A 14,237-nucleotide genomic window follows, 5' to 3' on the forward strand; every position below is an offset into this window, starting at 1 on the left:
TAGGGGGTAAATAATGGCTGATAATATCAAAGCACAAGAACAACATCACTTGGACCACGTTATTAAAGAGATTCATATTTCACAAAAAGACCTTGAACAAAAGATCAAGGCAACTAAACGTGATGTAAAAGATATTAATCGTAACTTCAGTAACGATGTCCGTCTCAAAACTGAGACCTATAGCGGAATGATGGAAACTGCCATGTCGATTCGGCAGCAACAGCAGATGCTTTCTGAACGTGAAAATCGCCAGGAACACGCCGCCCGGGAACTTGGGACTCTCAACAAGCTTGAGAAGAACCCTTATTTCGCGCGGATTGACTTCCGTGAAGGTGACGAAAAACGTGATGAAACCATCTATATTGGGATGGCTTCGTTTACCGACCAGCCTGACCACTACCTGATTTATGACTGGCGGGCACCAATCTCAAGTATTTACTATAACGGTGGCATCGGCGACGTCAGTTATATGACCCCGGATGGTGAACAAACCGTTGATGTGAAGTTAAAGCGTCAATTCCAAATTGAAAATTCAAAAATTAAGACCGTGTTTGACACCGAAGAAGTTGTTGGTGATCAAATGCTGTTGGATGCCTTAAGCAATCGCTCCGATACCAAGATGAAGAGTATCGTCACGACCATTCAAAAGGAACAGAACCAGATTATCCGGGATACCAGTTCTGAACTGCTGTTTGTCCAAGGATCAGCCGGTTCCGGAAAAACGGCTGCGGTCCTTCAACGGGTTGCTTTCCTGTTGTATCAATATCGTGGCAACCTGCATTCAGGCCAGATTATTTTGTTCTCGCCCAACCAGTTGTTCAATGACTACATCAATCAGGTTCTTCCTGAATTGGGTGAACAAAACATGGTCCAGATGACTTTTTATCAGTACAGCTCTCACAGACTGCCAAGTGTTCAAGTGGAAACTTTGTCAGAACGCTTCACTGAACAGTTGGATAAACAGGCTCAAAAGCTCAACGATATCAAGGGGAGCCTGGATTACTTCAAGGCGGTCAGTGCATACGCCAACCATTTGAATAAAGAAGACATGCGCTTTGGAAATCTGATGTTCAATGGCCAAGTACTGATTCCAAAAGAAAAAATTGAAGAAATCTATTACGGCTTTAATGAAAATTACAACCTGCGTAACCGACTGGATTATACGAAAGAGGAATTGATGAAAATCCTCAATCGCAAGATTCATGTCGAAATGAAGAAAAAATGGGTTGAAGAAGCCGTTCAAAACTTATCACGGGAAGAAATTCAGCAATTCCACAAAGAGGGCGAAGAAGAGATCCTGAATTCGGATAAAGAATTCAAGTTCCTTGCCCGTCGAATTGTGATTAAATCATTTAGAAAAGTTCAGCGTCAGATTCAACGGAACCACTGGTTGAGTATCAATAATCAATTCATTCACATGTTGCGGGCCATTCCAAAGATTATCAAGTTGAGCAAATTTGATATCACCGACGAGGCCTGGTCGGAAGAGATTAAGGCAACCATTGGCCGTTTGAAGAAGGGGCGTCTATCATTGGCAGATGCTTCGTCATACATTTACCTGTATGATTTAATGACCGGTAAACGTGGTGACAAAGACATCCGCTATCTCTTTATTGATGAAGTTCAAGATTACTCGGCTTTCCAACTGGCTTTTCTGAAGTTCAGCTTCCCACGAGCTCGATTTACATTGCTGGGCGATTTAAACCAAGCAATCTTTACTCATGAAAACAGCCGCAAGCTGTTGGGCGAGTTGGGCAGCATGTTCCCTGAAGATAAGACCCGGGTTGTTCAGTTAACCAAGTCTTATCGTTCAACCGAACAGATTACCAACTTTACCAAGAATCTGCTTACCAATGGTGAAAACATCATTCCGTTTAACCGTCAGGGCGATTTGCCCCATATTTACGTGAATAATGGGATGGATGAAGCTGTTGAACAAGTTAAAAAGCAGTCTGATCTCAATTTGGCTGACCACGAGACCACTGCGATCATTGGCAAAACCCTCAAGGAATGTAAAGAATTAAGCGGTAAATTATCCGAAGTGGGCGTTAAATCCACTTTGATCCGCACCGAAAACCAACGTTTGGTAAAAGGTGTCATCGTGGTACCATCTTATCTCGCCAAAGGATTGGAATTTGACAGCGTCATTATGTGGGATGCTTCGAAAGATTGTTATCCTGATGAAAGCGACCGTCAGCTTGTGTACACGATTTGTACCCGGGCAATGCATCGATTGACCGTGGTTGCGATCAAGAACTTGTCACCAATTTTTGATACGGTACCCAAGGACGAATATTTACTTAACTAATAAATGATCGGATCGTAATGGTCCGATCTTTTTGTAATCAAATTGTGAATCCGCTTTAACACGGATTTTATTCTAAATGTTATACTGGTTGGGTTAAGTAAAGTTAATCGGAGAAAAAGCATGGATGATTTAATAAACTATTATTCATTCACTAAAGATGAGTGGAAACATTTTAATAATGACAATGAAATTGATTTACCCCTGACTTCCAACGAATTGGGGCATATTAAAGCCTTTAATGATCAAATTTCATTACAGGATGTGGCGGACATTTACAAGCCATTGGTGCATATGATTCGTCTGCAAAAAAACAATTTTGATAAGTGGCAGACCACCAAGGCCCGATTCTTACGGAAGCGGGTTCGAACGGTGCCATTTATTATCGGGATTTCCGGTAGTGTGGCTGTTGGTAAATCAACGACTGCCCGTGTGTTGGAAGAATTACTTTCCAATTACTTCACGGGTGAGTCAATCAAGCTGATTACGACCGATGGATTTTTATATTCCAATGCGGAATTAAAAAAGCGGGGAATCTATGACAAGAAAGGATTTCCCGAAAGTTATGATATGCGGAAACTGATTGCCTTTTTAAATGAGGTTAAGTCGGGTGTTCCGGTCACAAAATCACCGGTCTATTCGCATCAGAGCTATGATATTATTCCAAATCGATTTGATTTGGTCGATCGGCCGGATGTTTTGATTGTTGAAGGGATCAACACGTTGCAGCTTCCAAGCAACGAACAGATTTATGTTAGTGATTTTACTGACTTTTCAATTTATATGGATGCCGATACCCAATTAATTGAGAAGTGGTACCTGGAACGGTTTGGCCGATTGATGGACACCGCCTTTCAGGATCCCGATAATTATTATTATGATTACGCCCAAGGCGATCGGGAAGAAGCTTTTGCCATAGCCCGCAAGGTTTGGGATACAATTGATCTTCCCAACCTTCGAGCAAATATCCTGCCAACTCGTTCCCGAGCTGATATGATAATGCATAAGACGGACAATCATTTGATCGATCGATTGTACCTGAGAAAATATTAATGTACGGATTTTCAGAATAATGTTGACCAAACATAGGTGAATCGTTTATTATTTATGTAAGAACTTTGAAAGGGTGTATGATTTGGCAAACGTTGACTTATCAAGCTTCGATAAGATTTTAGTGCTGGATTTCGGTAGTCAGTATAACCAACTGATTACAAGGCGAATCCGTGATTTAGGCGTATATTCAGAACTTAAATCACACGCATTGTCCGCAAAACAGATCAAAGACATGAACCCCAAAGGAATTATTTTCTCTGGTGGTCCAAATAGTGTGTACGAAGATGGCGCTTTGAAGGTTGATCCAGACATCTTTAAGCTGGGAATTCCAATTCTTGGAATTTGTTATGGAATGCAGATTATGGCATATACCCTTAATGGGGAAGTGGAGAAGGCTGATGACTCGGAATACGGTCATGCAGATATTCAAATCACTTCAGACGATGCCGTTTTGTTTAAAGGTTTGCCAAGAGAGCAGCCGGTATGGATGAGTCACGGGGATCTGGTTAATGAAGTACCAGCCGGATTTACTTCTGTGGCAACCAGCCGTAACTGTCCGATCTCTGCTATGCAGGATACTGACCGTAATTTCTACGGAATCCAATTCCATGCTGAAGTTCGAAATACTAAGTATGGTAACGAAATTTTGAAGAATTTTGCTTTCAATGTCTGCCACGCAGAAGCAAACTGGTCAATGGATGACTTCATTGACTTGCAGATTGAACATATCAGAAAAGAAGTTGGCGACAAGAAGGTCCTCTTGGGACTTTCCGGTGGTGTCGACTCCAGTGTTGTTGGTGTCCTTTTGCATAAAGCAATTGGTAAACAGCTGACAAGTATCTTTGTTGACCACGGTTTGTTGCGTAAGAACGAAGCCGATGAAGTCATGGATAGTCTGGTTGGCAAGTTTGGCTTGAACATCATCAAAGTTGATGCTCAAGACCGTTTCTTAACCAAGCTGAAAGGCGTTTCCGATCCTGAAAAGAAGCGGAAGATCATTGGTAACGAGTTTATTCAAGTGTTCAACGATGAAGCAAAGAAGCTTCATGGAATTGACTTTCTTGCCCAGGGAACCCTGTATACCGATGTTGTTGAAAGTGGGACTGATACCGCTCAAACAATCAAGTCTCACCATAACGTTGGTGGATTGCCAAAAGACATGAAGTTTAAATTAATCGAGCCTTTGAACACCTTGTTCAAAGATGAAGCTCGGGCAATTGGTGAAAAGTTGGGAATGCCTGATAACCTTGTTTGGCGTCAGCCATTCCCAGGACCAGGACTTGGTATTCGAGTTCTTGGTGAAGTTACTCCAGAAAAGTTGCGAATTGTTCGTGACAGTGACTGGGTTCTTCGAGATGAAATCAAAAAGGCCGGCTTGGACCGCGACATTTGGCAATACTTCACTGTCCTACCAGGATTTAGAAGTGTTGGTGTAATGGGCGATGGCCGAACTTATGATTACACGATCGCCATTCGTGGTGTTAACTCCGTTGATGGTATGACGGCTGACTTTGCCCGAATCCCTTGGGATGTTCTTCAGAATATTTCCACTCGGATCGTAAACGAAGTTGATGGAATCAACCGAGTAGTGTATGACATTACGAGCAAGCCACCTGCAACTATCGAATGGGAATAAGCTTTTAGCTTATCTCATATTTCAAAATGTTATTAATAAGGAACAGCAATTTGGAATTTCCAAATTGCTGCTCCTTTTCTTTTGGTTACTGATTTAACATGGCAACTCCAGCTGCCAGATATGTTGCAAATAACAACCATGCCAGGTAAGGAACCAATACCCAGCCGGCAATTTGACTCAGCGGCATCATCCGTCGGATTAAGTCGGCAACGATAATATCCATGACCGCAATCAGAATAAAGCCAATTGTGAACATGTCACCTGTAAAGAAGACAATCGTCCAAATGAAGTTTAATAATAGCTGACCCAAAAATAAATAAACGTTTATCTGGTTGTTTTGGCGATCGTTCCAAATGATGTAGCCGGCGATTCCAATGAGTAGATAAAGGATTGGCCAAACAATTCCGAATACGACCCCGGATGGTGAAAACGGCGGTAATGTGAGTGAATTGTACATTGCCCGAATATTACCTGACAAAAGTGCGGATCCCATGCCGATGATTTCCACCAAGACGATCCAAAAGGCCACTTCGAACCAATTAATTGTTGATTTGATAGACACGATAAAATCTCCCTTGTTATCAAAAAATACATCTAAAGTGTTAGCAAACTGATTACATGATGGTAATCCTGCTTGCAACTCTATACTAACGCTAAATCAACGGGGCGGTGATTTGGCGACTGAATTTTGACTTTTTTAAAGACGGATCAGAAATCCTTCGTATGTAACTATTAAGAAGAGAAATTGATTGTAGGAGAGTTGTAAACCATGAAAAAATGTAAAAATATTGTCAGATATCCGGCCGTCTTTGATCCTGATCGGCAAAATGGGAACGTTAAGGTGACTTTTCCGGATGTTAAAGCTATCGCCGTTGTGGGAGAGGACGTTGATTGTGCGGCAAAAACTGCCAGCACGGAACTTGGAAAGGTCTTGATTAAGCAGGGGATTCTGCCGCACATTACCCCAGTTTCCGACATTGAATTAATTGATGATCAGTATGTTGTTGAGATTTCTGTGGATCTGGATGAAGCCAAACGGCAAATTAAAAACTTGACGGTTCGAAAGAACACCACGATTCCAGCTGATTTGGATAGAAAGGCCAGGGAAGCTGGAATCAATTTCAGTGCCGTCTTAACCGAAGCTTTACGGAAGAAGTTGGGTGAGTTATAAGAAATCTGAGCCACGAAAGCGTCAATATATTTTGATTCAATTTAGAAGCCCATACAAACAAGCGGATTTTGATGTTAGAATATAACTCATACATAATGAGTGAGGTGCAGAATGAATTTAATTTCAAAATATTGGCAGCAACTTAACATCAAAGCGACTGAGTTAATCGGGGTGGCTGTAGGGGCATTCATTTATTCAATGACGTACCAATACCTGCTTTTGCCATCCCATCTTGGTGAAGGCGGTGCAATGGGAATTACTGCATTGCTATACTATGCCTTTGGCGTTCCATCCTATCTCTCCAACTTACTTATTAACGTTGTACTGATTGCCATTGGTTATAAGCTGTTCGAAAAGAAGACGACTTACCTGACAATTTGGGCAATTGCCTGGATGACGGTTTTCCTAAAAATACCGGTCTTCTATCATTACCATACGACACAGGTGATCGTTCCGACACTTCTCGCAGGTGCGTTGACAGGAATTTCGATTGGATTGATTTTTCGATACAATGGGACAATTGCCGGAGATACCATCATCGGGAAAATTTTGAATTATTTCTTTGGCATCTCAGTTGGTACCGGGAGCTTGATTTTCGATTTGTTTATTGTATTCCCGTTTATTATGCTGATTGGTTTTACCAACACGGTTTTGACAGTCATTTATCTGTACGTTTATTCAATCTTCACCAACCAGTTCTTGGCAAATATCGGCGCAAAGAAAGCGGTATTGGTAGTTTCACCGAAGTATCGGCAGATTGCGGTGACAATTTCAAACGAACTGAATCAGGAAATGACCATTTTTAACGGAACCGGATATTATAGTGATGCCGATCAGCACATGCTGTACATGATCGCAAGTCCACGACGAGTGACCAAGTTGGTCCCGATTATTGAAAAAGAGGATAAGAATGCATTGATTGTGGTTGAAAACATTCGCAGTGCCCGTGGTTTGGATATGCGAAGGATTCTTTAACTGGGATCGTGATGAACCTTTTAATACGCACAAACAGGCAGGTAAAATCAATGACTGATTTTACCTGCCTGTTTTTTATTTATAATTTCAAAAAATATTAAGCAAATGAAGTAGCGACACTACCAACCACGATTAAGACAATTCCGGCGATCGTATATAGCATCTCGCGGTGACTCTTCTTTTCATGTAGGATCAGGATTCCGCCAAATGTGGCAATAATGACACTCAACTGTGTCCAGATAAATGCAGAGGTATTTCCGTTTGCCTGAGCTGAGTAAATGTAAGAAAGAGCTGCAATCCCCCAGAGCAAGCCGGCGGTAATATTCAAGTATTGTTCACGCTGTTTGAATGATTGGCGATCAGTGAACAGGCCGTAGATAACGGCACCAATCAGGATTCCCATCATTTCTGGCAAAAAGATGGATGTTCCGCTTTGGGCTTTAATAATTGGAATGTTTGGAAATGATGAATAGATCTAGTAACCAACAGTCGTTGCAAGCAGGAACAGAGCGTCTTTCAAAGTGATCTTACCTGACTTCTCGTCACTGACGGAAGTCATTAAGGCACCACCGATTACAATAATCAGGGCAATAATCCCGATAATCTTTGAATTGGTCCCCTGCCAATCGCCAAATATCAGAACACCCAGAATTGAGTTACCAACCAATTGAAAGACGGTTGATAGTGGGTAGGTGTTTGAAACACCGATTCGTTTGAATGAAATAAATTGGCCAATTTGACCGATTGTCCATAAAGCGCCACAGACCATCGCAAATACAAACGCGGTCCAGTTCACAACGGGGCGGTTAATCAAAAAGACAATTCAGCCAATAATCGTTGTTCCGGCACCAATTCCAAAAATTTGGTTAGACGGTGATCCCCCAACTTTTCCAGTAATGAGGGGCATTAAGCCCCAACCAAGAGCAGGAAGCAATGCAATAATTAAATTCATAATCAATATTCTCCTTTTTAGGTAAAGCAATTATGTTATTTGTGATCCTACTTATAATACCCCTTATGAAATAAATTTTCTATACAAACGGTTACATTGTTTAAAAAAACATAAAAAATAAGAGAAACCATCATTTTGGTCTCTCTTTTGTAAATAACTTTCACACTCTTAATGTCGATTATTATAATTTGCCACCTGAGCTTGCTGATACAACATATAAACGCCATAAATTGCTGCAGCTATCAGGCCAACGATCAGGAGCTTGGAGAAAATTAGAATTCCTAGTAAAAGGAAAACCAGCCAAGCTGACATTTTGATAAATAGCCAACTGATTTTGAAAACCAGTGATGCAAAAATGATGAGTAAGATTAGTCCCGTGATCATGGCGGTCATCCCTTTCATATTAACCGAGTTGATTTCTACATTTAATTTATCACATCTTTGCCAAGATGCAATAGAAGATTTCTTTTAATTTCACTTGTGGCTGCGATGCATTTGTTCGTATTGACCGCGCATCCTTAGCGGCAAAATATTCGTGACGACAACTGCCAGAATGATGAGGCAAACCCCAATGATTTGGGCGACCGTAACCGATTCGCTTAACAGAATAAATGCAAACACAACTGAGGACGGCAATTCCAAAGACGAAATAATCGGTCCAATTCCCAACGATAGATGGGGCATGAAGAATGAAAAGCAGGTGAGGGGCAGCAGCATGGCGAAAAATGCCGTAATGCCACCCCATTGAAGGCCGGTCATCAGATGATTGGTCGGGAGAATGGTCGGAACCCATATGACCAGGATGACAATTAGGGCACCGCCACTCATGAGTTGAGCTTTGGTGAGGGGATGCAGATTTTCCCCAATGTTTCCGGTGAATTGAATGGTTAAGGCATATGCCAGCGCAGATAAGAAGCTGAGCCCCATTCCTTTCCATGAAACATTTTGCTGAAGGGGAAAGAGCCCGGTTGCCAATACGGTGCCGAGCAAGATGGTGATGACACTGATCGTTTGGGTAATGGTGGGAAGCTTACGGTGAAGCAAACAGGAAAGGGCAATTGACAGCCAAACCGACTGCATCATCATGACCGCGGCGATGGCAACCGGAACGTACGATAAAGACAACAAATAAAATGTGTTGGTAAAGCCCATCGAAGTGCCGAGGCGATTACCAGCCATTTCAGCTTTTTGTCTGGAACGTTACGAAACTGTGGGCTTAAGCAGAAGCGTCCCAAGGTGAAAATGATAAATGCAATCGAAAATGTCATTGTTAAGAGCAGTCCATCAGTTACGTGATCGGCACGGGCCATTTTAAAAAGTGAGCCGGGGATCCCATAGCTGATAGCACCAAGCGCAACAAATAACGGTGCATAATGTTTCAAGAAATCGTCTCCCAACTAAATAAACCATGAACATTTCAAATTCATGGTTCACCAGGTTAATTTTTGGTGTTGTTAAGGGTTTTGAAATTGTGTTTCAAAGTTGGCCAAACCAACCGGTCAGCGGTTTGAATGATCAAGCCGTTACAAAGAATTGAGAAAATGGTTCCGATATTGACTGCGTATAAATTCTTAGTGACCGCAAATGAAATGGCCATTGCGACGATGGGTGGCACAAAGTCGACTAATTGTGCAGCCACCGCACTTTTCTTCAGGTACATAAACTGGAGGATATTTGTGGTATCGTCATTTGGATGCATCAGAATGTTTGCCCGCTGATACAGTGAAATTGCTGTACAGAAGAAGACAATTCCCAAGCATGACAAGATGGCTCTGACAACAATTGGCAGCCCGCCAATTCCCACCGCGGTAAAGAAGTTGGCAAAGATATTAACAAAATAGCTGAAGAAGCAAACGTAACAAATCTCGCCGACAAACCGCGGCCAGTCCCAATAACGGATTAAGAATTGATTGGTGACGGTATTTAGGAAGCCGATGATAAATAAAATAATGCCGACATTTACTCCAAGCCAGTGACTATAATTAACAGCCGAGGCGGTCCAGACAGCACTCCCATGTTGGCTGAAATTGTCAATGCGTTTCCAAAAGCGTTCAAAAGAAGGCCGGAGATCAAGCCGGTCCAACGCTGAGCTTGTGTATTTTGAATGATAATCCCCCCAGCGGCAACATTTACTTGCTTAAAAATAAAATGTCAGCATCTGATTGGCTGACATAGTACACAAACAAGCTGCCTTCGTATCAATAATTCTCATCAATTTAAAGTATACAGACTATCAATATGCCAATCAAGATACAGGCAAATGGACGGATATTTTACCCACGATCTTTCTCATAGTCGTATAATATAATTAATCAAATTCTCAAGGAGGCAACTCATGGCAGAACAAATCACGCATTTTTATGATAAATTTCAACCAAGTCATTACAGTATTTATTTGGATATTAATCGGGAAAGCAAACAATTTTCCGGAACCTCTACCATTACCGGTGAGGCTAAAACGCAGTCAATCTCCATTCATCAAAAATTTTTGAATATTGAATCGGTGACTGCTGACGGATCAGATGTTTCATTTACGACCGACGATGATAATGAAGCAATTAGTATCGATCTGCCTAAGACCGGTGAGGTTACTTTGGCAATTAAGTTCAATGCCAAATTAACTGATACCATGATGGGCATTTATCCTTCATATTATGAAGTTGATGGGGTTAAGAAGCAGATTATTGGGACGCAATTTGAAACCACTGCGGCCCGCCAAGCCTTCCCATGTGTTGATGAACCTGAAGCCAAGGCTACTTTTGACCTGGCAATCAAATTTGACGAGCACGACGGCGAAACCATTATCAGTAACATGCCTGAAATTAAGACTGAAAATGGCGTTCATTACTTCGATACAACCTTGAGAATGTCCACATACCTGATTGCCTTTGGCTTCGGCGAGCTTCAAAGCAAACAGACAACAACCAAGAGCGGGGTCAAAGTTGGCGTATTCGCAACCAAAGCCCACAAGGCCGACGAACTCGACTTTGCCTTGGACATTGCCAAACGCTCAATCGAATTTTACGAGGACTTCTATCAGACACCATACCCACTGCCACATTCATGGCAGTTGGCCCTTCCTGACTTCTCTGCAGGCGCTATGGAAAACTGGGGTCTGGTTACCTACCGTGAAGCTTACCTATTGTTAGACCCAAAGAATACGTCATTTGAAATGAAACAATTGGTTGCAACTGTGATTGCCCATGAGCTTGCCCATCAATGGTTTGGTGATCTCGTCACGATGAAGTGGTGGGATGATCTGTGGTTAAACGAAAGTTTTGCCAACATGATGGAGTACGTTGCGATTGATGCCATCGAACCTGATTGGCATATTTGGGAAGTCTTCCAGACCTCTGATGTGCCATCAGCACTTCAACGGGATGCCACTGACGGTGTTCAGTCCGTCCACGTGAATGTTGAAAATCCGGCCGAAATTGATTCATTATTTGATCCAGCAATTGTTTATGCCAAAGGTGCCAGAATGCTGTTCATGGCACGGGCACTTGTTGGTGACGATGCTTTAAGAAAAGGTCTCAAGAATTACTTTGCCGCTCATAAATTCCATAATGCCACCGGTGATGATCTCTGGTCAGCCTTGGGTGATGCATCCGGGATGGATGTTGGTGCAATCATGAAGACTTGGCTTGACCAACCCGGTTATCCAGTTATCACTGCCAAGTTGACGGATGGCAAACTTACCTTAACCCAGAATCAATTCTTCATTGGCCAGGGTAAGGATGCCGACCGTAAATGGTCAATTCCGTTGAATAGTAACTACGATGAAGTTCCAACTCTGATGACCGACAAATCAATTACCATTGATCATTATGACCAGCTTCGTGCTTCACACGGAGAACCATTCTTGCTAAATGTCGGCAACAACTCGCACTTTATTATTCAATACGACGTTGATTTAATGAAAGATATTTTGGAGAATGTTGATCAATTGGACGATATTTCTCAACTTCAAATTATTCAGGATCTCAGATTGTTGGCAGACGGCCGCAAGACTTCTTATGCCTACCTGGCACCATTACTGCCACAATTTGCAGACAGCCATTCCAACATTGTCAATGCTGCCCTTTATCGGGTTGCCAACAACTTGAAAAAGTTTGTTGCCCCTAAGTCGGCTGAAGAAAAGACACTCAAACAGTTCTTCAATAAATTAAGTGCCGGTCAGCTCGCTCGATTGGGATTTGCGCCTAAAGACGGGGAGTCAAACGACGATCAGTTAACCCGCCCATACATTTTAAGTGCGGCGTTGTATGCTGAAAATGCCGATGCGATGGCTTCTGCTCACTCCTTATTTAAAGAAAATGAGCAACAACTGGGAAGCCTTTCAGCTGATATTCGGGTTTTTGTTCTTCGAAATGAAGTCAAGAACTTTGGCAGTGAAGAATTATTTGATAATCTTTTGGAAGATTACCGACAAACTTCTGATGCCAGCTACAAGCAGGATATTCGTGCAGCCCTTACCGTTACCACGGATCCAAAGCTGATTGCCAAGTTGATTGGTAAGTTTGAAGATGCCAATACAATCAAGCCCCAAGACCTTCGTGCCTGGTACCGTGGCGTGTTGGCCAATGATGATGGTCAACAGGCTGCCTGGGATTGGATTCGCAATGACTGGCAGTGGCTTGAAGATACGGTCGGCGGTGATATGGAATTTGCTACTTATATTACGGTTACGGCTGGAATCTTCCATACAGGCAAACGTTTGGATGAATTCAAAGCCTTCTTCGAACCGAAGATCCCAACTCCTGGATTAACTCGGGAAATCAAGATGGATATTAGTATTATTGATAGTCGGGTTCAATTAGTTCAAGCTGAAAAAGACGATGTTAACAAAGCTATCGCCAAAGCTGTAAAATAACGATATCGATTGATTGAAAAAAAGTCTCGTTGAGTAAACGAGGCTTTTTTTATCGAAAATTGTTAATCGACGAAGCATTCCAATTTATTCATTAATGGTTGTAAAGCCTATGTTTTAGGAGTAATGTTACACATTTATAATATTACTGAAAAGAAGTAATGGTAGTCGCTCGGTAAAGCCATTTCAAGCTGTAATATATTAAAACGGCCCAAGCAGACTGCTTGTACTCAAGGTCATTCTGTCATATGTTGGGTAAGTGAATTAACGAAAATGTTTACCCGACTATATTGGGTTAAATAAATAAAAAATGCGGAGTGGTTTTGAATGAGTTTATTAAATAAAAAGGTACGGATTATTATCCTTTCGGTTCTGACAGTTATTTTGTCAGTTTCGTTTTTGGGAAGTGCAAAGGCATCAGCTGCAACAACTGTTATTCCTGATATTTCCGAATGGCAGGGCAAGCTGACTGCATCCAAAGTTTCTAATTTGAAGAGTCAGGTTTCTTTCATCATTAATCGTCGCCAGTATGGTGCCAACTATCAAGATAAGTACGCAACAAACAATACGAATCTTTACACCAAGTACGGCATTCCATTTGGTGAGTATGATTACGCAACCTTTACCAGTGCTGCAAGTGCCAAACATGAAGCCAACGTCTTTTACCAACATTCAAATAAGAACGCTAAATTCTACGTCCTTGATTACGAAGAAAATGACGTGACATCCGGATCAACCAACTCCGCAGTTAAAGCTTGGTACAACCAAATGCGTTCATTAACCGGTAAAAAATTGATTTTCTATTCTTACCAATCATTTGCAACTGCTCACGCCAACACCGCTCGAAAGAGTTTTGACGCTCAGTGGATCGCAAACTACTCATCCAAGCCAACAATTCAAACCGACTTGTGGCAGTATACCAACAAGAAATACGTTCCAGCTTTAAAAGAATCTGTTGATGCCAGCACCATTTTGAACTCAAGCAAACCAATTACTTGGTGGATCGGTGGTGCCCAATCAGCTGATACTTCAACTCCAACGTACTTTACAAGTGCAGTTACCAGCGTAACGACAACCAAGAAGATTTATTTATATGATTCGACAAGCTTCAAGAAATCTCACCGGGTTGTAACTGTTCAACCAGGAACCAAGGTTTCAGTAAGCGGCCTTCAAAAACGGTCGACCGGATCATATTACTTTGAAACTGCTGATGGTCGATACTTAACCGCCAACAAGAATTATGTGCAATAATATGAGCAAACATTTGGAGGTAAA

At 41.9% G+C, this 14,237-nt stretch carries 9 protein-coding genes and 2 pseudogenes; 7 read left to right on the forward strand and 4 right to left on the reverse strand.

The window, feature by feature from the left end; all coding sequences use genetic code 11:
• The first annotated feature begins 13 nt into the window (after positions 1 to 13).
• The 3 genes from helD (at position 14) to guaA (ending at position 4,994) form a co-directional block, all read left to right on the forward strand.
• Positions 14 to 2,308, forward strand: a complete 2,295-nt coding sequence (gene helD, locus DNL43_RS07955) for an RNA polymerase recycling motor HelD (RefSeq protein ID WP_056982438.1) — start codon at positions 14 to 16, stop codon at positions 2,306 to 2,308.
• Between the two features lie 120 nt (positions 2,309 to 2,428).
• Positions 2,429 to 3,358 (forward strand): type I pantothenate kinase, encoded by a 930-nt coding sequence (gene coaA, locus DNL43_RS07960; RefSeq protein ID WP_056982440.1) that lies wholly within the window; start codon positions 2,429 to 2,431, stop codon positions 3,356 to 3,358.
• 82 nt (positions 3,359 to 3,440) lie between these two features.
• A complete protein-coding gene (gene guaA / locus DNL43_RS07965; protein WP_056982442.1) occupies positions 3,441 to 4,994 on the forward strand; it encodes a glutamine-hydrolyzing GMP synthase in 1,554 nt (517 codons plus the stop codon).
• An 85-nt stretch (positions 4,995 to 5,079) separates the two neighbouring features.
• On the opposite strand, the gene DNL43_RS07970 is transcribed toward guaA, so the two are convergent.
• The gene (locus DNL43_RS07970) at positions 5,080 to 5,556 is read right to left on the reverse strand and encodes a TspO/MBR family protein (RefSeq protein WP_056982444.1); all 477 of its coding nucleotides are present in this window, start codon (positions 5,554 to 5,556) and stop codon (positions 5,080 to 5,082) included.
• A gap of 207 nt (positions 5,557 to 5,763) precedes the next feature.
• On the opposite strand from DNL43_RS07970, the gene DNL43_RS07975 reads away from it, so the two are divergent.
• Complete coding sequence (locus DNL43_RS07975; protein ID WP_054769643.1) at positions 5,764 to 6,165, forward strand: type II toxin-antitoxin system CcdA family antitoxin; 402 nt, start codon at positions 5,764 to 5,766, stop codon at positions 6,163 to 6,165.
• A gap of 111 nt (positions 6,166 to 6,276) precedes the next feature.
• Positions 6,277 to 7,140: a YitT family protein gene (locus tag DNL43_RS07980; RefSeq protein WP_056982446.1), complete on the forward strand. Its 864-nt coding sequence runs from the start codon at positions 6,277 to 6,279 to the stop codon at positions 7,138 to 7,140.
• 97 nt (positions 7,141 to 7,237) lie between these two features.
• On the opposite strand, the pseudogene DNL43_RS07985 reads toward DNL43_RS07980, so the two are convergent.
• The 3 genes and pseudogenes from DNL43_RS07985 to DNL43_RS07995 form a co-directional block, all read right to left on the reverse strand.
• Positions 7,238 to 8,092: pseudogene (locus tag DNL43_RS07985) on the reverse strand (GRP family sugar transporter).
• 474 nt (positions 8,093 to 8,566) lie between these two features.
• A complete protein-coding gene (locus tag DNL43_RS07990) occupies positions 8,567 to 9,271 on the reverse strand; it encodes an EamA family transporter (protein ID WP_225364689.1) in 705 nt (234 codons plus the stop codon).
• Between the two features lie 259 nt (positions 9,272 to 9,530).
• Positions 9,531 to 10,162: pseudogene (locus DNL43_RS07995) on the reverse strand (hypothetical protein).
• 265 nt (positions 10,163 to 10,427) lie between these two features.
• Here DNL43_RS07995 and DNL43_RS08000 point away from each other — a divergent pair.
• A complete protein-coding gene (locus DNL43_RS08000; protein WP_056982450.1) occupies positions 10,428 to 12,965 on the forward strand; it encodes a M1 family metallopeptidase in 2,538 nt (845 codons plus the stop codon).
• A gap of 324 nt (positions 12,966 to 13,289) precedes the next feature.
• Positions 13,290 to 14,213: a GH25 family lysozyme gene (locus tag DNL43_RS08005; RefSeq protein WP_056982451.1), complete on the forward strand. Its 924-nt coding sequence runs from the start codon at positions 13,290 to 13,292 to the stop codon at positions 14,211 to 14,213.
• Positions 14,214 to 14,237: the final 24 nt, after the last annotated feature.

It is taken from the genome of Lentilactobacillus kefiri, assembly GCF_009739535.1.
Classification (GTDB): Bacteria; Bacillota; Bacilli; order Lactobacillales; family Lactobacillaceae; genus Lentilactobacillus; species Lentilactobacillus kefiri.